Annotated in this window: 15 protein-coding genes and 1 tRNA gene; 4 read left to right on the top strand and 12 right to left on the bottom strand. The window is 57.5% G+C overall.

The genetic code is table 11. From position 1 onward, the window contains the following. Positions 1 to 29 precede the first annotated feature (29 nt). Entirely contained in the window at positions 30 to 1,301 is a 1,272-nt protein-coding gene (gene glgC, locus HH1059_RS04850; protein ID WP_096408925.1) for a glucose-1-phosphate adenylyltransferase, read from the bottom strand. Between the two features lie 485 nt (positions 1,302 to 1,786). Between glgC and HH1059_RS04845 the strand changes: the two genes are divergently transcribed. Next, positions 1,787 to 2,518, top strand: a complete 732-nt coding sequence (locus tag HH1059_RS04845) for an NBR1-Ig-like domain-containing protein (protein ID WP_096408924.1) — start codon at positions 1,787 to 1,789, stop codon at positions 2,516 to 2,518. A 7-nt stretch (positions 2,519 to 2,525) separates the two neighbouring features. On the opposite strand, the gene amrS is transcribed toward HH1059_RS04845, so the two are convergent. Then, positions 2,526 to 3,566: an AmmeMemoRadiSam system radical SAM enzyme gene (gene amrS, locus HH1059_RS04840; protein WP_096408922.1), complete on the bottom strand. Its 1,041-nt coding sequence runs from the start codon at positions 3,564 to 3,566 to the stop codon at positions 2,526 to 2,528. 147 nt (positions 3,567 to 3,713) lie between these two features. Here amrS and amrB point away from each other — a divergent pair, with 147 nt between their 5' ends. The 3 genes from amrB to HH1059_RS04825 all read left to right on the top strand — a co-directional run bounded on the left by amrB (position 3,714) and on the right by HH1059_RS04825 (position 5,281). Next, positions 3,714 to 4,517 carry an AmmeMemoRadiSam system protein B gene (gene amrB, locus HH1059_RS04835; RefSeq protein WP_162549365.1) on the top strand — a complete coding sequence of 268 codons (804 nt, stop codon included), beginning with the start codon at positions 3,714 to 3,716 and terminating at the stop codon, positions 4,515 to 4,517. Continuing rightward, positions 4,504 to 5,103 carry an AmmeMemoRadiSam system protein A gene (amrA, locus tag HH1059_RS04830; RefSeq protein ID WP_096408919.1) on the top strand — a complete coding sequence of 200 codons (600 nt, stop codon included), beginning with the start codon at positions 4,504 to 4,506 and terminating at the stop codon, positions 5,101 to 5,103. The genes amrB and amrA overlap by 14 nt, the downstream gene beginning before the upstream one ends. A gap of 89 nt (positions 5,104 to 5,192) precedes the next feature. Then, positions 5,193 to 5,281, top strand: a tRNA-Ser gene (locus HH1059_RS04825). Positions 5,282 to 5,534: 253 nt separating this feature from the next. Here HH1059_RS04825 and HH1059_RS04820 read toward each other — a convergent pair. The 10 genes from HH1059_RS04820 to zipA all read right to left on the bottom strand — a co-directional run bounded on the left by HH1059_RS04820 (position 5,535) and on the right by zipA (position 20,686). Beyond that, positions 5,535 to 5,909, bottom strand: a complete 375-nt coding sequence (locus tag HH1059_RS04820) for a hypothetical protein (RefSeq protein WP_096408917.1) — start codon at positions 5,907 to 5,909, stop codon at positions 5,535 to 5,537. A 46-nt stretch (positions 5,910 to 5,955) separates the two neighbouring features. Continuing rightward, positions 5,956 to 7,413: a DUF945 family protein gene (locus HH1059_RS04815; protein WP_096408915.1), complete on the bottom strand. Its 1,458-nt coding sequence runs from the start codon at positions 7,411 to 7,413 to the stop codon at positions 5,956 to 5,958. A gap of 42 nt (positions 7,414 to 7,455) precedes the next feature. Then, complete coding sequence (locus tag HH1059_RS04810) at positions 7,456 to 8,502, bottom strand: hypothetical protein (RefSeq protein WP_096408912.1); 1,047 nt, start codon at positions 8,500 to 8,502, stop codon at positions 7,456 to 7,458. 5 nt (positions 8,503 to 8,507) lie between these two features. Further along, positions 8,508 to 9,674, bottom strand: a complete 1,167-nt coding sequence (locus HH1059_RS04805) for a hypothetical protein (protein WP_096408909.1) — start codon at positions 9,672 to 9,674, stop codon at positions 8,508 to 8,510. Between the two features lie 19 nt (positions 9,675 to 9,693). Further along, the gene (locus tag HH1059_RS04800; protein ID WP_096408907.1) at positions 9,694 to 10,779 is read right to left on the bottom strand and encodes a hypothetical protein; all 1,086 of its coding nucleotides are present in this window, start codon (positions 10,777 to 10,779) and stop codon (positions 9,694 to 9,696) included. Between the two features lie 89 nt (positions 10,780 to 10,868). Continuing rightward, positions 10,869 to 12,464 (bottom strand): TolC family protein, encoded by a 1,596-nt coding sequence (locus HH1059_RS04795; RefSeq protein ID WP_096408904.1) that lies wholly within the window; start codon positions 12,462 to 12,464, stop codon positions 10,869 to 10,871. Then, on the bottom strand, positions 12,451 to 15,507 hold the full coding sequence (locus tag HH1059_RS04790; RefSeq protein ID WP_096408901.1) for an efflux RND transporter permease subunit: 3,057 nt from the start codon (positions 15,505 to 15,507) through the stop codon (positions 12,451 to 12,453). Before HH1059_RS04790 ends, HH1059_RS04795 begins: the two co-directional genes overlap by 14 nt. Then, positions 15,504 to 16,727, bottom strand: a complete 1,224-nt coding sequence (locus tag HH1059_RS04785; protein WP_096408899.1) for an efflux RND transporter periplasmic adaptor subunit — start codon at positions 16,725 to 16,727, stop codon at positions 15,504 to 15,506. The genes HH1059_RS04790 and HH1059_RS04785 overlap by 4 nt, the downstream gene beginning before the upstream one ends. Positions 16,728 to 17,058: 331 nt before the next feature. Beyond that, complete coding sequence (gene ligA / locus HH1059_RS04780; protein ID WP_096408896.1) at positions 17,059 to 19,236, bottom strand: NAD-dependent DNA ligase LigA; 2,178 nt, start codon at positions 19,234 to 19,236, stop codon at positions 17,059 to 17,061. A gap of 1 nt (position 19,237) precedes the next feature. Beyond that, entirely contained in the window at positions 19,238 to 20,686 is a 1,449-nt protein-coding gene (gene zipA / locus HH1059_RS04775; RefSeq protein ID WP_096408894.1) for a cell division protein ZipA, read from the bottom strand. Positions 20,687 to 20,728 lie beyond the last annotated feature (42 nt).

Here is a 20,728-nt window from a genome sequence, read left to right as displayed (position 1 = left end):
AACTCCTGAGTTTCATTTTGCGCCGCGGGTTAGCGCACATGGGCAACCTCTTGGCCAAGCATCTCGGCAGTTACCAGGACTACCCCGCCCGGGCTTACGTGAAAACGCTCCTTGTCCTGCTCAAGGTCCTCACCAATAACCGTTCCAGCGGGGATAGTGCACCCCTCATCGATTATCGCCCCCTTGATGCGCGCCTGTGACTCGATACTGACATGCGGCAAGACCACAGAGGCCTCAATATACGCGCCAGCACGCACTACCACCTGCGAAAAGAGAACCGAACGGCGCACCTCGGCACCAGCTATTATGTTGCCGCCGGATATTATCGAATCGATCGCTATGCCGCGCTTACCCTCTTGATCGTGGATAAACTTCGCCGGCGGTAGCTGAGCCTGATACGTCCATATCGGCCACTCATCGTCATGCAGATCAAGCTCAGGCTCTTCATGTATCAGCTCCTGATTGGCCCGGTAGAACGAGTCTACCGTGCCGACATCGCGCCAGTAGGCCTGCTTGCCGGTTACCGGATCACTGAATGAGTAGGCATGCACCCTATGCCGGGCGATCGCCGCCGGTAGCACATCGCGACCAAAATCACGCGAACTAGAGAAGTTCTCCGCATCTTCGCGCAATATCCCGAACAGATATTCCCGATTGAAGACATATATACCCATCGAGACCAGGGCCTGATTAGTATTCCCCGGCATATGCTCGGGCTCAGCAGGCTTCTCGGTCAGAGCTGTGACCCTGCCGTTCTCCTCAACACTCATCACCCCGAAAGACTTGGCTTGCTCTAGATCGACCTGGACACAGCCCACGGTGACATCGGCATCAGCCTCAACGTGACGGGCGATCATCGCCCCGTAGTCCATCTTATAGACGTGATCACCGGCGAGTATCAGCACATAGCTCGGCTCATGGGCCTTTATTATGTCGATATTCTGATAGACCGCATCCGCCGTCCCGGCATACCAGAGCGGCTTATCCATCCGCTGCTGCGCCGGAATAAGCTCCACGAACTCGCCAAACTCGCCACGGAGGAAACCCCAGCCACGGTGCAGATGCTGGATAAGAGAGTGGGATTTGTACTGCGTCAAGATCCCGATGCGCCGTATGCCGGCGTTGATACAGTTGGAGAGCGGAAAGTCGATGAGGCGAAACTTCCCCCCAAAAGGGATCGCCGGCTTAGTCCGCCAGTCGGTCAGGCTAGATAACCTACCCCCACGCCCCCCCGCCATTATCAAGGCCAGGGTGTCGCGCGTCAGACGGCTTACGAAGCGCGGATCGCGCTTTAGAAACATGCAACCTCCAGTGATCAGTGCTGGCCCAGGCTGCCTTAGGATACTGTCTTTAGGGATAGAGATGCCAGAGTGTGGCGGGATCTGCGCAGAGCGACAGCGGAACTATAAATAATTGCCGCAGAAAACCATAACAAAGCATTGATTAATGCTACTTTGAGGTATATCATTATAACTAATCGGAGAAAGGCCCCCTCCCCCCGCTTTACCGCCTCGAGCTAGCTTGAGTCAGGGCAGTGCGGACCCCCCGTGCAACGGCTCGCGAGGCTCAAGGCCTGCACGCCGTTGCCTACCCGCACTGCCCTGGCTCAAGCTAACTCTTGGTCACTGATGATATAGAGGATAGATAGGCACTTCCACCGCTGCGGCCATAATACATGTCAACTTCGCTTGACATATTGCGCTGCTCGGCGTCTCATATATATGAATCAGGGTGTTGGGATAGCGGTTGGTACTTACGTAGCACAAAGTGCTTAGGGAGGTATTAAATGCACTCAGAGCTAGAGTGCTACATACGGCGGCTGGCACGCGAAAACGGTCTATCCTTGGCTGAAGTAGCGAGACGAGCGGGCTTGAGCCGGCAGGCGCTATACGGCATCTGGCAACAAGGCCACTACCCAAGCATGGGTACTATCCTAAATCTTTCCAGAGTGCTTAGGGTTCACCCCTTAAGCCTGCTTCAGCAGATTTTCCCGGCCAGTTCCACTAATCCAGACAGCCCAAGCACACAGCCAAGCGGCACCCAGCTAGTCCAGGAAAACGATACACAGATAACTGATCGCAGCGCCTTCATCCGCGACGAGACCTTTCCCGATGGCTCGCAAGTGCTGGCCAACAGCCACTGCATAAAGTCGTGGGTACTGCAAAACGTTGGCGATCAAGCCTGGATAGACCGCTACCTGGTTTGCCAGGATAACAATACTCGCCTGTTGGCGGTTACTGACGATGAAGATATTGAGATCGCTACAAACATAAAGCCTGATAGTTACTATATCCCTATCCCCAAAACACTGCCCGGCGAGACAGTAACCTTGAGTGTTGGCTTCACCGCACCACCGACACCGGCAACTGTCATCTCCTATTGGAAAATGACCTTTGCTGACGGCTCATTATGTTTTCAACAAGCAAAGGGAATATGGATAAAGGTCGATGTTATTACCCCGATAAAAGCGGCTAGCGAGACCCGACCGACCCGACCGGTCGAAGAGCTAAGCAGCTAGGTTAATTCTAAAACCGGCCGTCACACTGAGTCTGGCACTTTTTACACAGGCCATTGGCATCCATGCCGCGCTTACTAATCCGATAGCCGGTACGCTCTATCAATAATGACTCGCATATATGACAATAAGTGCTCCCGCCTTCAGGATCTATAACATTGCCGGTATAGGCATAGCGAACCCCTTGTTGCATAGCTATATATCGAGCCCTTTGTAGAGTATGCGCCGGCGTACGCTGGCGATCGGTCATTTTGAATGCGGGGTGAAAAGCACTGAAATGCATAGGCACATCGACCCCCAAATGAGCGACAACCCAGCGCGCCATTGCCTCTAGCTCTTCATCCGAATCGTTTTCGCCGGGGATTATTAGGGTAGTTAGTTCCAGCCATGCATCGGTATGGTGGTAGATATACTCCAACGTCTCCAAGACCGGACCGAGCTTCGCGCCGGTGAGCTTGTGATAAAAACGCTCGTTAAATGCCTTAAGGTCGACATTAGCAGCATCCATAGCAGCAAAAAACTCACGCCGCGGTTCAGGATTTATGTATCCGGCAGTAACAGCAACTGTGCTGATCCCTAACTCTCGACAAGCGTTAGCCACATCGACCGCATACTCATGAAAGATGACTGGATCGTTATAGGTGAAGGCGACACTCTTAGCGGCTGAATCCTGCACAGCCAGAGCCAATTGCTCCGGCTCAGCCCTATCTGCCATCCGGTCCATCTCGCGCGACTTAGATAAATCCCAGTTTTGACAAAACTTGCAGAAAAGATTACAACCCGCGGTCCCAAAAGAGAGCACCGAGGTGCCGGGTAAAAAGTGGTAAAGTGGCTTCTTCTCTATCGGATCTATGCAAAACCCGCTAGAGCGGCCATAAGTGGTCAACACCAGTTCACCACCTTGCGCAGCACGCACAAAACAAAGCCCGCGCTGACCGTCTTTAAGACGACAGTGACGCGGACACAGGTCGCACTCAATGCGCCCATCATCGGCAATATGCCAATAATCTGTGGCTACTATGCTGCTATCGTGCGGATCCCGCCTGCGCATATCCGCCTCCTTAAGCGCACGCTGCAATTGAAAGCTATCTATAACCTATCCGCATATTATACGATTAGGGAAGTGAGCTTTTACAAAATCGGTACTAAGCCTTGCAAGTAAACACCGATAATGTCCGCATCCTGGAGGTGTACACCTATGCGTGAAATGGGGCAAAACCGGCTTCCGGCAGTAGCAGGCAGGTTCTATCCCGACAATCCCACAGCCCTAGCAAGCTTTGTTGACGATTTACTCGCTAAATGTGATTCAACCCGGGGAGACTCACAGCATAAACCACAAGCTATGATCTTGCCCCATGCCGGCTACCCCTTCTCAGGCGCGGCGGCAGCGCAAGGATACGCACGTGTTCGCCCCTTCCGTGAGCAGATAAGGCACATTGTCCTGCTCGGACCATCTCACTTCGTTGATTTCCAGGGCGTGGCAGTACCCACGGTGACCAGTTTTACTACCCCACTCGGGGATGTGAGGATAAATGAAACTCTGCGCACCACAGCCGGCAATCAACCCGGAGTGCTCTACGACGATGCACCGCACAGCAAAGAGCATAGCATAGAGGTCCACCTCCCCTTCCTGCAGCGAATATTTAAGGAGTTCGACTTTCTGCCGCTGGCTGTGGGCAGGATGAAACCGGAGGAGTGTGGTCAGCTTATTGACTCCTTACTGAGTGAAGAGACCTTGATCGTCGTCAGCTCCGACCTGAGTCATTTTTATGACGACGAGCAAGCCCGTCAGCTGGATAAACAGGCCACAGCAGCAATCGAGGCCCTCGATTTTGAGGGCATCGAACATCACCAAGCCTGTGGCGCTGTGCCTATTCGTGGCTTACTCTGGCTAGCCCGCCAAAAAGGCTGGCAAGCGCATACCATAACCCTGTGCAACTCAGGCGATGTTACCGGTGAACGCTCTTCCGTAGTGGGGTATGGTAGCTATGTCTTCCACTGATCGTTTTGACATATCGCCCGAACAAGGCAGGTTGTTAGTCAAGCTGGCTCGCCAAGCCATAGCGTATAGGCTGGAGACCGGTAAAGACTTACCACCTGCCTCCAAGCTGCCCGAACCTCTGAGCAAGCCAGGCGCGGCCTTTGTGTCGCTACACAAAGGTGAGGATCTCCGCGGTTGTATCGGCTCACTGTTAGCCAAAAAACCTCTAGTAGAGACCACCATGGAGGCGGCGGTCGATGCCGCATTAAATGACCCGCGTTTTGAGCCGGTTAGCCGCGAGGAGCTTGATATCCTGACGGTAAAGGCCTCTGTGCTTAGCGACGCCGAGCCGATACAGGCTGCTAACGACCAAGAGCTTATCGAGCAGCTGCGCCCCGGCGAGGATGGATTGATCCTGCATGACGGCAAACGGCGCGCCACTTTCTTACCGGCAGTCTGGGAAAACATTCCCGACCCCTACGAATTCTTGGCTAATTTAAAGGCCAAGGCAGGCCTGATGCCTGATCACTGGTCGCCAACCCTGCATTTCGCCCGTTACACTTCTGTCACCTTCAGCGATGAGGGAGCAAACCACCCCAGTGATTGAGGCCGGTGATTGACACAAAACCTTGCTAGCCATAGAATCGACAAACTGCCGCGGGGGAATACACATCAATCCCGCGCTAGCACCCTGAAGGAAGAGTGGCCGAGAGGTCGAAGGCGGCTGACTCGAAATCAGCTGTGGGCCCTGCCCACCGGGGGTTCGAATCCCTCCTCTTCCGCCACTTCGACGTGCCAAGACGTGACACACCAGCTAGGTGTGTACCACAATTTGCAAAGCAGTCCTCCCCTGGGAGGACTGCTGCTTTAAATTTTAAATCTTTAACTTGTCGATAGATCCGCCTCAATCAAGCCAGTTGGTGCACCCATTGGGTGCACCTGGCCTGTCCAGTCCATCCTTCTTTCGCATCATCTGGGTAACGGAATATGAGCTGATTTCCATCTTACCCTTACTTTGCAAAGAGTATCCTCAATCAATCAGTGCCCCAGAGAAGCAAGCTGTGCCCGCAGCGGCTCGGCTTCCCTCTCAGCTGCCTTAGCGCGCTCTACCGCTTTAGCCGCATACTGATCAGGGTAATTTATCTTATGATCGCGGGTGCCGCGATCACTGTTATATTTTGAATCGATCGCGTAAAGCTGATCCTTAATAGCAGCCTTTTTCTTCTCTTTTCCTTCCCTGGTTAACTCCCATCCATCGTGGACGGTTTGTGCCTCTCCTGGCTGTGGATTATGCACCTTCTTTATTATAGGGGAGTGATACTCATCTGGCGGGTCACTGGTAACTTCTGGATCCTGGCGCGTTCGGCGATTACCTGAGTATATTGTTTTTGTTGTATGGTCTATGTATCTCATTTGTTATCTCCTCCGAGAGAAATGAAACGCCATCAAGAATAAACAATCAATTCACCAAGGCCTCCATTATCAATGCCTCAAGAAGTTCATCGGCCGACTCATCATTGATCTTTAGCTGCCCATCAGAGAAAGACACCTTAGTTGATAGGGTATCATCTTCTTCGTCTACATAGCCCATTTGGGCAGCTTCATCTAGTGCCATCCGGAACTGTTCGGCCGCCGCATCGCCATCAATCACCTCGATGGCAGAGAGCAACTCATCCTTATGCGCCACAAGTTGAAACTCTGTCTGCAGACCGGCAATGAGTGCAAATAGATCCAGGCCTCCGGCTTGCTGCTCCGCCACCTCGATAAACCCATCCAGGCCCACCTTGCCTCTATCACCATAGAGGCTGAACTCGTGTATCTGCAATCTCGGTCCGGCATTCAGGAACTCGGTGGCTAATGCCTGCATCTCTCTGTCGATCTGATAATCGCTCATCTGCTCAAGTTGTTGAGCCAATTGCTGAGCGGCAATCAGGCTCTCCAGCGAGATATTGCTCAACACGCCATCCAGATTGCCCGCCTGCAGCCGAAAGTGCTCATCACCTTCGCGCAAGCTACTCTGCCCCGTGCGCGTCTCGATTATCAACTCGCCCTGTTCATCACCCCCATCTTCAGCACTGTGAATATTTAGCGCATAAAGAAAGGTGAAATCATCAATCTCTAGCTCAAAATCTTCTCCCCGCAAATGCTCGGCTGACTGCTCGGTAGCCAACTCGAGCCTAGCAAAATTTGCCTGCAACCGCCCCGGCCAGAGCCCTGAGTCATGGGCATGCATATCAGCACTAAGAGAGAAATCGCGCAACTGACCGGAATCGGGATAAAGCCCATAAGCAAAAACATCTCCGGCTAGGAAAGATTCGACTCTTTCATTGTCGCCATAGCTGGCCCGATAAACCCCCTCAACACCGCCCAATTCAAGCTCAAGCTCCTCATGGTCCCCGCGCAGAACCGTTCCGGTAAAGTCATGAAGGCCTATGCGGGCATCCACACTACCATCGAAGCCAAATAGCGCGGTTAAGTCGGCAGGTGAACCATCGAGTGGCACCTCCCATTGGATCTCTTCGCCGCTGGCCTGCTCGATACCGGCGATAGTTTCATCACTAAGCCGCAGTGGTCCTTTTATCTGCGCCAGGGCGAAACGCGGCCCGGCAGCCTCCCAGATTAGCGGACCGTGCTCAATCTCAACCGGTAATTCAAAGGCGAACGGCTTGCCGACCTGATCACGATACTCACTGCCGATCTCCCCGGCGAGATAGACGCGAACAGTGGCAGAAGATGACAAAGTACCACGCTCATGCTCTTGCAGCGTTAACACCAGGCTGTCGGTTTCGGCATCAGCCTCTTGAATGGCCTGCTCGATACGCTCATCCAGCGTGCCGCCAATCAGATAACCGCCGCCCACGGTTCCGAAGGCCAACAACGCAACCACCACGGCTATACCCCAAACGAGACCCTTCATAACCCTGCCCCTCTGGACAAATTCTGTTCTCTATGGGGGCAGCTAAGCACTCCCCCCAGTGCTGCGGGCATCTCTCACCCGACGACACAGGCGCTGCAATTCCGCTTCCACCTCGGCAAGGAAACTTTCATCAACTTCACCGCCTGCCCTCGCCTGCCCCCCGTTACAACTCCCCTGGCAAACTTCCCCATCTTCGCTGTCAAGCTCACATTCACCGTGACAATCGCTGTCCTCAAGCTCGCAGCCATGCTCAGCCGCATCGGTTAGTTGCACACCTTGAGCGTACTCCCGCTCCAAATCACGCAGATGCAGCTGGTAGGCGTGCTCATAGTCATCCTCTATGCGCTCTATCTCAACCTGCTTGAGCTCACGGCATTCGCGGATCAAAGACCAATCAATAGGCCGTGACTCCCTGCGCGGGGCATAGAAGATGAGCACGGTTGCACCGTGATTGCTATCCAGCCAAGAGACCTGCCGTAGGCCCTCTTCAATCCGCTCATCCGGCGACTCGATACCAATCTCTAGATGCAGCCTTACGGCTTGCGCAAGCTCACCCTGCAACTCAAGACCAGGTGACTGGCTACGTTCGTAGTATTCCGTAGCGCCTTTATCATCCTCATCAGCTCCGGGGAGGCAGTCACCATCGCCATCCAATCCTTCGCCGCCATCGCCCAAACCAAGCGACCAGGAGCTAATAAAGCTGTCATCCAAACTGCCCTCCAGGCTCTTATCGAGGAGCCGGCGGGCCTCCTCAAGGGCATCGGCATAGGCATCCAGATTACCGTGGCGGACAGCGGCGCAGGCGCCTTGAAAGCCGGCTCTCCGGTTTACATCGCGCACCGCACTGAGAACGCCGATGATGTCCAACTCCTCGTCGTCGAAGTGGCCACCACTTACCCTAACCACACGCCGAAAGACCACCTCTTCGCCTTCCTGCGGCAGGGCACTGGTATCACCCCCGCGGCCACGGAACTCCAGCACCTGCGGCGCAGCATCCAAGCCCCGCAAAGCACCACCACCCTTGGCACTCAAGCCGCGCCGAGTGCCGAACAAGCCTACTCCGACGATCCCCTTAGCAACTATATTCATGCCGTTCAGCGCCGCAACCACTCCAGAAACTGTTGCCAGACGCTCGGCCCAAGCCCAGAACCGGTAAATTGGCTATAGAGCCAACCGAATATAGCCTCGATATCGGTGTAATCTATGCGATGGACGCGCGGCTCGCCATCCTGCGACCCCAACTCACCAAGATGCAGGGTCATCAGTTGCACCCGCTGCAAGCTTGGCCAAGAGTCGAGTATCCTGTGTGTACGGGGCGCCATCAGGCGCACATAGTCTTCACACAGATCGCCGCGCAGCTCGGTATGGTTGCTGTACTCGGAGTAGCGCGACTGTAACAGCTGTAGTGAGGCCTCCGGCTTGGAGATCATAATGGCCAGCGACATACGCTCACGCGCGCCCGGGAAATGGACGTCGAGAAATGTCACCAGATTCTGGAACAGGACATCATTCTCATCGCCGTGATCGGGGTCGATAATAAAGACCAGGGTCAGATTGATCTGATCATCACCGAACAGGTCGGCTACTGCATCAACAAGGTCGGGATCGTGATCGCGCTCCGCTATCACCCGGGCCATAAACTCGCCTGAGACCTCAACCAGACTCAGCTCTAGCGGCGGCTGCCGCTTGCCCTGCAAAGGCTGGATGTCGAAGGCCAGCTCACGGATATCCCTCTCATCGACCGGGTTTGCCGGCGGGAATTTGCCTTGGTGCCAAAGCCTTATCCACTCATTGAAGGTGACCATCGGATCCCAACCCTGGGCATTACCCAGCGGATTGATCCGCGGGTGGGCATCGAAGGGACCGATATGGGTTAGATAGTAGACCAAGAAAGACTGAAAAGTGGTCTTGCCTGATCCGGGAAAACCGAACGAAAGCAGATAGTTAGACGTCTGACCAGCAAACTTGCGGCGCTGCTCACGCGCCCACTCGTTAACATCTACCTCCTCAGCGTAGTCACCATCGTCATTATGATGATGGCCCTCTGGCCCACGCTCGTCGCCGGGATGTTTATACTCTTCAAACTCCGCCTCAATCTCCTGCTCATAGTCGCGCCTGCGCGGCAACTCCACATCGGCTATCTCGCCCTCAATGGTGTCTCCGCTCCAGCGGCGCGTCTCGCCACGCTCGGACGAATCCTCCCAGGCGGGATTGTCACGCGATTTGCGCAACCGCTTCCAGATTGCGTCGGCTCTCGCCACGGATACACCCCCTACAAGATTACGGTGTCGCCACCCGTCCTCGACCCTGCCGCTTGAGCCCAAAGCCAGGCTTGCTCGGCATACGGCGGCGATTATCGGGACGGAATATCAACCATGCGAAAAGAATAGGTATGAAATCGACAAACAGGGCCAGCAGCGAACTGACTGCCGTCACCCCAGGATGACTGCGCTCAATAAACCCGTCACGGATACTTAGCGGTATCTCACCGAGATTATCCAGCCGTGAATGGATATCCCGATGCTCAACCTCATCCCCCTGCGGCAAAAGGGCGTTAGCCTGGCGCTGAATATCCGCAGAGTAATTGCGCAGCTGTGCTATCACTTCGAATCCACGTGTCTCTACCACCGCCCGGCGCCTATCCTCATATTCACGCCGCAGGGCAGCGTAAGGATCAGCATAATCAGATAGTAACTGTTCAATCCTCTCAGCCAGCCCGGCCACTTCATAAAACTCGTCGTCAACACTATCTTCAAAGGCGCTAATGACTGTTTCACGGTAGCTAGCAAACCACTGCTCGTTCTCTTCCGCGCTCGCATCCACGGCCGGTACCGCTAGATCGGTTACCCGCTCGCCGAGCAGCTGTTCTATCTGCTCAACGTGCCCTCGGCAACGCTGACCACACCCCGGGCGGACCGGATCGGTCAACTGCTGGTAGAGATTGCTAAGCTCGCGTTCTAGTTCACGCCGCTCCTCGCGCACCTCACGTATAGTCGGATGGTCGGCAAGAGCGCTGCGCGTAGCAGTCAAATCCTCACGAAAAGTACGGAACTGCTCCACTACTGTGCGCTCGGCAACATCCCGCTCCATGAAGCTGGTGTAGAGGAAGTTGTAGTTACTGGCCCAACTAAATACCGCTACAACCAGAAAAAAGCCGAGTGGCACCCATACCCTGCGCCCTTCAAGGCGGTAGTGGCGGAACATCATGTCGGTCCCGAACAATAGGATGCCGAGCAACAAGGCAAAGAATACCGTCAACTCCTGAAGATGGCTGTAGTAGCCAAAATAGGAGAGATAGACACTAATCCCTACACAGATCGCGGTAGCAATTACATAGAGAATAGTATAGAAATTTCGCCCTGCCATATATCAGATCCTAAGAGGGTTTGGCGCCATGGGATAGAAGATTCTACTACCATCGGCACTCAAATTCATGCCCTGGCCGGTTGAGATGCTCACTCCAGCGCCGCTGCGTTGATGCCGCGGCGCTCCAACAGTGTGCCATCAAGGCGGTAGAGCTCAAGCAGGGCTTGACGGTAGTCGACCAGGGCCCCGGCCTCATTTATCTGGCTCTCCAGCAGATCACGCTGGGCCTGCACTACTGCAAAAGAGGTCGCCTCGCCGGCCCGAAACCGCTCCTCCTCGGCACGCACCCGCTCCTGCTGGGCCTGGCGCGTTGCTTGGCTAGCATCAATCTGACTCTGCGCCCGCTCCACCTCAAGATAAGCACTGCGCACATCGTGACGCACCAAGCGAGCCAGATTATTGATACTCAAACTAGCCTGATTGCGCTGCGCCAGCGCCTGCTCGTGTTCAGCGCGCGGCGCGCGATTGCGCAACGGACGCTCCAGGCGGATCCCCAGCTCGGCGTCGTAGTTAGGCTCGTCCAGCTGACGCGGAGCGGACGAGAACGAGTCAGCATAACCGCTACGCCCAAGGCTTACAAACAACTCCAAGCGCGGCAATACGCCATTACGGGTGCGAGTGACCTGCAGATTATCGCTTTGCAAGTCCAACCGGGCTTGATTTAGTTCGGGGCGGCGTTCCAGCGCTAAGGCCAAATGATCCGCCACCGCAGCCAACTCCGCGATGCTGCGTTCCGGCTCAGTAGTTGGGTTGATCTGAATCTCTTCATCGAGTTGCTGCTCGGTCCCACTCAAGCGCAAGAGCTCAAGGCTTGCCACCTGGCGACGATTGCGCGCATCAATCAACTCTTGCCGACGTAGGGCCCGCTCAGCCTCCAGTGCCGGCAACTCGGTGCGGGCTAGATCGCCCACCCTAACCCGCTCCCGGGCCCGCTCTATCTCCTCAGTGGCCAGGCGCAACGACTCCTTATAGAGCTCTATTTCGCGATCAGCCAGGACGTAGTCCCAATAGGCCGACTCGACATCGGCTATCAGTGACTCCATAAAGCCGCGCAGCTCATACTCTGAACTCATAACGCCGATCTCGGCCTGGCGTACCCCGACCAGATTCACCTCGCGGCCACGCCCGCGCAACAGCTGCTGAGTGAAGTTAAGGCCGATGTGGGTGGTATGCAGTTCTTCGCCCCCATTTGCTGAGCCACCCCCCTGCCCCCCGCTTTCAGTCTCCTCAAAAGATTGACCAAGTGCCACTTCCCAATCGGCGCCGAAGGGCAAGCTTTGACGTAAGCCCACTGAGAGGTTGGCAGCATCCCGCTCCAAGTCGAAGCGCGCACTTGTGCTGGGGTCAATGCGCTCTTCACGGACCAGGCTGTAAGAGCCCTCGGCAAACATGCCGACATCGAAATCACCCCTCTCGATGCGCTCGAATGTGCCGGCCACCACCGGCTCGAGCCGTTCGGCCTGCAACGCCGGGTTATTCTCCAGGGCGCCGAGTACGGCATCCTCAAGGCTGAGTTGCAGTTCACTTTGCCCACCGGGCTCATCAGCAGCAACGCCGGCTCCTATAGCGTCGTCAACGGATCGCTCAGCGGCGTCAACGCGCGCTAACAGCACTACCGCGCCGAGCAGAACACCGGCTATACCGGCACTTAACAGACCCAGTCTGCGCCACCTAATTACCTGCAACAACGCCACCTCTGCGCCTGTGCATCAGGGTAAATACCAACGGGATAACCACCAAGGTGATCAGCGTGCCGCTGATCAAGCCACCTAAGACCGAGCGTGCCATCGGCGCCTGCGCCTCAGCACCCTCACCGAAACCGATCGCCAGCGGTGCCAGGGCCAGGCCGGTAGTCAATGAAGTCATCAGCACCGGACGCAGACGCCGCCGACCAGCGATCAAGACCGCCTGACGCGGCGGCGCCCCGGCGCGGAGGCTGCGGTTGGCCCGGTCGACGATCAGAATACCATTGTTGACGACGATACCGGCGAGCATAATTATGCCGATAAACGACTGCGCATTGATGGTCGTACCGGTCAACCAGAGCATCAGCACCGCCCCGACCCCGGCGAACGGCACCGTGAACATAACCACGAACGGGTTGCGCAGCGACTCGTAGAGCGAGGCCATGACCATATAGACAAGCAAGACCGCAAGCATCAGCGTAATGGTCAACTGCCGCAGCGCCTCCGCTTGCTCCTCATACTCGCCACCTATCCACCAGCCATAACCGCGTGGTAGCGGCAAACCTGCCAGTTCATCCCGCACATCGGCTACCACTGAGCCGAGATCGCGCTCGCCGATATTGGCCACTACAGTTGTGACCCGCTGCCGATCACGCCGCTCGATAGTCAATGGCGATTCGCCATCGACCACATCGACAACATTGCGCAGCGCGATCTGCTCGCCATCACCACTCGGCACGGTTAAATCGAGCAACTCCTCCATCTCGATCTGGCGTGCTTGGGCAAGGCGCACCTGGATGGCCACCTCCTCACCGCCCTGTGCCCGATACAAACCGGCCCTGGCACCAGCAACAGCCGCCTCAATGGTATCGGCAATCCGCGATACCGGGACGTTAAGATCCGCAGCCCGGACCCGGTCGATTACCAACCGCTCCTCAGGGGACGAGTCATCCATACTGAAGCTGACGTCGGTGACTCCATCAACACCCTCAATTAGCGACTCGATGCGCTTAGCGATCTGATCGAGCGTCTCGCGCTGATAGCCGTAGACCGAGATACTTAACTCCTCACCATCGGCCCCGGCGCCACCGCGCATCATTCGCATACCCCGCGCCCGCACCCTGACCTCAGCGCCCGGCACCTCATTAGCGAATTCACGACGCAGGCTATCGGCCACCTCCTCAGTGCTGCGCTGACGTTCCGTAAGGGGCACTAGCGCCATGTCTATGCGGCTGGTATGGCCGCCGCCGGCCCGAAAGCCGCCAGTCCCCGAGCTTGAGTCCCAGTGCTCAACCTCGGGGACGTGCTCGAGCACCTGCTGCTCAAGGTGCTGCATGCGCTCATCCATAAACTCGAGGCTGATCCCCGGCTCCCACTCAAAAGAGATGCGCAGGTCGCCCTCATCGGTATCCGGCATCAACTCGGTGCCCAGACGTGGCACCAACGCCATCGCCAAAGCGACGACACTGAAGGCCAGCACCATTACCGCCCCCCGCTGCTTGAGCGCACCGCTTAGCAGGCGCCGATACCCCCACTCTAGACGCTTATACCAGCGCGGCGGACCGCGCCGACGCTGCTGCGGTAAGCGCGCTGCGAGCATCGGCACGACAGTAAAGGCGACCAACAACGAGGCGACCAAGGCAAACCCGACCACCCACGCCAACTGCGAAAACAGCGCCCCGGCCAACCCCTCCAGGAAGATCAGCGGCAGAAATATCGCCAATGTAGTCAGAGTACTTGCAGTAACGGCGGGGGCAACCTCGCTCGTACCTTCGACCGCTGCCCGATAGGCCGGCATACCGCGCTCGCGCCGGGCGAGGATCGACTCCAACACCACGATGGCGTTATCCACCATCAGCCCCACCCCCAGCGCCATGCCGCCGAGGGTCATCAGATTGAGGGTAAACCCGGCAAAGTAGACGAGGGTGAATGTAGTCACCAGGGAGACCGGGATAGCTACGCCGGCAACCGCTGCGGCGCGGAAATCGCGCATAAAGACCAACATCACCAGCAGGGCGAGGACCCCGCCGAAGAGGATAGTCCGTCCCAGGTTGGCCATCGAGCGCTCAATATAAACGGCAGTGTCGCGAACCACCAGCAGGCCGATCTGCGGCATATCTTCGCGCAACTGCTCGATCTCACTGCGCAGGGCACGCGCCGTTTCAACGGTGTTGGCATCGGTTCGCGCCCGCACGCCGAGCCGGATCCCCTGGACCCCATCGACCCGAATGCGCCGAGTCTCTCGCTCGTGGGTATCGCGCACCTCGGCAATATCGGCTAAACGTATCCGCGCGCCATCCTCACCGCGGCCAACGACTACCGTTGCCAAGGTATCCAGATCAGTTACCCGCCCCGGCACCCGCAAGCCCCGCTCGTGACGCCCCTCTTCACGGGTACCGGCAGCCACCTCGAAGTCGGCATCTGCCAAGGCGCTGCGCACATCCTCCAGCGCAAGTCCGACCGCCTGCAGGCGACCCCGATCTACAGCTATCTCAATCTCGCGCTCCAGGCCGCCCCAGATATCCACCGAACCCACCCCGGGGATGCGCTCGAGCCTGTCGCGGACCCGATCCTCAGCAAGCCGGCGCAGCTCGATCGGATCAAGATCGGAGGCTAGGCCGAGCACCATTACCGGCCGGTCGGACATATCGATAAAGCGCAGTCGCGGGCGCTCGACGCCGTCGGGCAGATTGGGCAGAATCCGATCAATGCGCTCGCGAATATCGTTAGCCGCAGCATCCAGATCGGTGCCCCAAGCGAAAGAAAGGATCACATCGCCCTGCCCCTCCGCCGAGGTCGACTCAATACTCTCAACCCCAGCCACCGGAGCGACCGCATTCTCGATCCGCTCAACAACCTGCGACTCAACTTCCTCGGGCCCGGCCCCTTCATAGGAGGCGGATATCCGCACAGTCGGATAATCGACCTCGGGCATCAGGTCGATAGGCAACCGGTCAAGAGAATTAAGCCCCAATATGACCGCTATCAGTGTCACCATAACGGTGAACACCGGGCGCTGCCCACAAAACGCGGCTAACTTCACAGCGCCTCCAACTGCTCACCGACTATTTCTACCTCGGCCTGCTCACCAATCAGGTGCTGACCGAGAGTAACCACTTGAGCACCCTCACCTAGCTCCTCATCCACAGGCCTAACCACGACCCGGGAGTCACTGCGCAAGCCGACCTCGACCGCCACCTGTCGCGCCTTAAGGACTTCTTCGCCATCCTCGTCTTGCTCGGGAGTTACCGGGTAAATCACCGTCCTGCCCCCACGTCGGGCGATGGCATCGTAGGGCACGGTCAAGGCGTCTTCGATCTTATCGACTTGCAAGGAGACACGCGTGAACATACCTGGGCGCAATAGACCTTGCGGATTCGGCACTCGCAACTCGACACGGGCTTGCCGGGTTCCGGCCTGAAATAGCGGGGCCAAACGCACCACTTCGGCATCAAAACTGGCCTGCGGGTAAGCGGAAACACTCAACTGAGCACCTTGCCCGGGGCTGATAAGCCCATAATCGCGCTCGGAGACGAACGTCACTGCACGCAGCTCGGAGAGATCGAGCAATGAGAGAATGGGTTCGTTGGCGCTGACAGTAGCCCCTGGGTCGATAAAGCGCTCACCGACCACCCGCTCACCCTCGCCCCCTTCCCAGTCGGCACGGATCTCGGTGAATGACAGGCGAATACGCGCTGCACTCAAGGCGGCCTGGCGTTGCGCTATGCGGGCCTCAGCGAGCTGCTTACGGCTACGCTCGGCGGCCACTTGCGCCTCAGCGGCCTCAAGGTCTGCCGCTGAGGCAATCTCACGTTCACGCAGGTCACGGGTACGGGACAGCTCTCGCTCAGCGTTCTGCAGCGTCGATTCGCGCTCTGCAAGCTCGGCCCGCGCCACCTCGAGTTCGGCCTCAGCCTGGGCAACCTCTTGTTCTATCTCCCGCTGATCAAGCCGGGCGAGCAGATCGCCCTGCTCAACAACATCCCCGATACGCACCTCAACACTGCGTATCTCTGCACCGATTTTAGGCGCAACCTCGTAAGAGGAGAGCGCCTCCAAGCTACCATCGAGGCGTCGAATATCGCGCATATCTCGCCGCTCGATAGTACCTACTTCAACGGCAACGCCTCGGCCATCGCGGTCCCGCTCACCATCAGCGGGGCCGCCTTCAATCAGAAAAATAGCCGCGGCGCCAGCCGCTATACAGGCGCTGAGCAACCACACCCAGCGCCGGGCAACCGCCCCTAGGATCTGTCTTAACATCGGGATTCAATCAATACCGGCAACTCAATATTAAAGAAATTTGCTATGTGCTAAGTTTACCAATGTCTTGATTGGTTTTGTTCAAAAGAATTGCAAGGATTTGTGAGGAAGTTATGTTTGTGTGCAGTGTGATGGCTCGATGTATCTGGGCGCCTCTAAAAACCACCCGCTAAGCCTGGAGCTGCCTAGATGTGGGGGGCTTGGCGCCACGGATGGCGCCATGAAGCCTCCAGGGATGGGTTCACGGCGTCCTCCACACCTAGGCAGCCCTAGGCTTGGAGGGTGGTTTTTAGAGGCAGCCTACTGAGAGGTTTGGGTAGAGTGGCGTAACTCAACAGTCTTTTGAACATAATTGAGTGAATTCCCCCTCATCCAAAACCGTAATCCCTAACTCCCGGGCTTTGGACAGTTTACTGCCGGCATCTTCGCCAGCAACCACATAATCGGTCCGTCGCGAGACGCTACCGGTTACCTTCCCGCCCTGCCGTTCTATAGCCGCCTTGGCCTCGCTTCTCGTCATACCCTGTAGGCTGCCGGTTAAGACAATGCTCTTGCCGGACAAAGGCGCCTGCTCTCCACCAGCTTCGCCCGCAGAGCCGCCTGGCTGCCGCGGTTCCGGCCAGCTTACCCCGGCAGCACAAAGGCGCTCAATTACCCCACGGTTATGCTCTTCGGCAAAAAAGCGAACGATCGACTGCGCGACTACCGGTCCGATATCCTCAAGCTGCTCAAGCTCTTCAACCGGTGCAGCCATGATCCGCAACAACGCCTCGCTAGTGATATGCGATTGCTCTGGCAGCCCCAAATACTGGCGCAATAGCACGCTAGCCCCCCTGCTATCATCTGCACTATCCGCAGGGGCTATCTCTTGGCACAAAGTGCTCGCCGCAGCCGCTAAGCGCTGCGCAGTCACTTCGCCGACGTGCATAATACCGAGCGCATAGATGAACCTATCGAGACTACTCCGCCGGGCTCGAGCCAGGGCGTTGAGAAGATTATCCGCCGATTTATCGCCCATCCTCTCCAAGCCGGCGAGCTGTTCGTGGCGCAAGTAAAAAAGATCGGCGACATCCCGAACCAGCCCCTTAGCAACCAGCTGCTCGATTATCTTTTCGCCGAGGCCATCTATATCCAAGGCCCGGCGCGAGGCGAAATGCTGCACCGCTCCCTCAAGCTGCGCCGGACAGGAGAGCCCGCCGACACACCGATGGGCCGCCTCACCGGCAAGGCGCACCACTTCAGCCCCGCACTGCGGACAAGCCCTCACACGCTCCTCAAAACGCCAGGGCTGCGCCTCGCCTGGGCGCTTATCAAGGACCACATCGGTAATCTCGGGGATGACATCGCCGGCCCGGCGCACCATCACCGTATCCCCTTCACGGACATCTTTGCGCGCCAGTTCATCGGCATTATGCAGACTCGCTCGCGAAACCGTTACCCCACCGATATCGACCGGCTCCAAGCGGGCCAACGGGGTGATCTTACCGGTGCGACCCACCGAGGGGACGATCTGGCGAACCGTAGTTGTCGCCTCACGGGCCGGCAGCTTAAAGGCAATAGCCCAGCGCGGGGCACGGGCAGTAAAGCCGAGCTCGTCACGCGTCGCCAAATCATCTACCTTGAACACCGCGCCATCGATCTCGAACTCTAGCTCATCACGCTGCTCAATGAGCTGCTGATGGAAGCGGTGGCACTCCTCTACTCCGCTGAGGCTGCGCAGCGGCTCACTTACCCGAAAACCCCACTTGCTTAGCCACTGGAGAACCTGCCAGTGGCTGAGCGCACCGGTAGCACGCGGCTCGCCTACCCCGAAGACAAAGAGGGTTAACGGGCGCTTGGCGGTAATCCGTGGATCGAGCTGACGCAGCGAACCGGCAGCAGCGTTGCGCGGATTGGCGAATGGGCGCTCCCCGGCTTGCCAACGCTGCTCATTGAGTGCCTCGAAATCCGCCTTGCGGATCACAACCTCGCCGCGCACCTCAAAGCGCGCAGGGTAGCCGCTACCACGCAGGCGCAACGGTACACTGCCAATGGTACGGACATTAGCGGTAACATCCTCACCAGCCCGCCCGTCACCGCGGGTGCCCGCGCGCACTAGCTGCCCATCAACGTAGGTCAGGCTCAGGGAGATGCCATCGAGTTTGGGTTCACCGGTGTAGGCTATCTGTTCAGCGCCACTGAGTTCCCGAATCCGCCGGTCAAAGTCGTCGAGATCGCCCGGTTCGAAGGCATTGTCCAGGGAGAGCATAGGACTGTCATGATGGAGTGTTGCCAGCTCACTCTGCGGACTCCCCGCAACCCGCTGGGTCGGCGAATCGGCAGTTATCAGTTCCGGGTGGCTTTGCTCAAGGCGCCGCAGTTCGGCAAAGAGGGCATCGTACTCGGAGTCGGCTATGCTTGGCCGATCAAGCACATAGTAGCGATAATCGTGTTCGGCGATTTCGCGGCGTAACTGCTCGACTTGTTGCTGCACTGCAGCGTAGTCTTTTGAATTATCGATTTCGCTCACGTTATTGCTTATGCATGGCAATATGCAGTTGACGGCGATGCTCGCGCAGCTGCTCACGCATGTGCTCGGCAACCTGACGGCTTAAAGTCGACCGCGTACTATCGAGTAAGGTTCCATCGAGATGGCGCGAGACATGGTAGGCAGTGGCCAGCAAGGTATCAAGGGCCTCTTCACCGTCAACCGGCAGCGGTAACTGCATAAAGAAGGCCAGCCCCGGAGTCTGCAAGCGCGGCAAGGTCTGCTCAGGATCAAGGTATCCTGGCTCAACCATGCTAGCCACACTAAAGATCGTGAATTGCCCGATCTCGCTGCGCCCCCGCCGATGCCAGATGCGGTGCTCACCGGGCACCATGCGCACTGACTCTAAGGCCGCCGCGATATCCGGGCCATTAAAGCGCTGCCCCTCCCGCGCCCCGACATAGACTACTACGACCTTCTCGGCCTCGGGGACGCTGCCGGTGCGATAGGCATTCATCTCCACCTGAGATGCCGGCGAGAGCTTCAGCGGCGGCGGCTCGCTGCGCTGCTCTTGATGGCTCTGGCCACCACCCTCAGCAGCGCTCACCGGGCGGTCAGCACTATCTGGCGACACTGGCTCATCGGCGCTAGCAGAGCCTCTGGCAACACCCTGTCTGTCGCTCACATCTGACGCGGCAGCTTGCTGACTGGAAACGGACTGATTGGCTTCAGGCTGTTTTGGATCTTTTGGCGCAGCTCGGGTTTGAGCCGATTGGGGCTGCTCAAGCTCTGTAGCGGCTGTATCGGTTTGCTTTTGATCGGGCCGTTTCTGGCCGGATCCTTTCTGGCCGGATCCTTTCTGGTCGGATCCTTTCCGGGCGGGCTGACTCTTATCGGACTCCGCCGGTGCGGGCTTTGACGCTGCAGGAGCTGCCGATTGCACATCTTCGCGGGGCTCATCTTCCTGCCACCAGGGCCCCTCCGGGCCGACTCCGGTATCAGCGACCGTACTGCTGCCACTACTCGGCTGTGCAGTGGGCTCAGCAGCGGATCCAGCAACCGAGCGTTTATGGGCATCTGTACCGGCTTGATTACGGCCACTTCCGGAAGCCGGCTGATGCCGCTCGATGTCAGCATAAACCCCGGAGCCACCACGCTCCTGCTCATCCTCTCTGAGTAGATCATCGATACTCTGCAGGGCATCCTCATCAATAAAGGGGGTATCATAGTTCGGCGCCGGCGGATGGTCATAGGGGGCATCCAGATCATCGATAAAGACCTTATCCTTATTCTGTTCCGGCGAGCCGCCAGCAAACCAGCGCGAGCTTTTAGTCTTGAGACCCTCTTTGCTACTAGAGCTACTCGGATCACCTTGGCTTCCGGAGCCACTCTCCCTGGCCCGACGGCGCTTCTCCCGCCACCGCCCGACGAGATAAATGGCCACCAGCACCAAAAGACCGATGCCAAGGATTGTCCAGCGTAAAGGATCCATGGCTTACCTCTCTCCCAGCAGTGCAGCGCAGCTGTCGGGGCG

The sequence above is a fragment of the Halorhodospira halochloris genome, from assembly GCF_002356555.2.
GTDB lineage: Bacteria > Pseudomonadota > Gammaproteobacteria > Nitrococcales > Halorhodospiraceae > Halorhodospira > Halorhodospira halochloris.
This window is presented reverse-complemented; position numbering and strand designations above follow the sequence as displayed.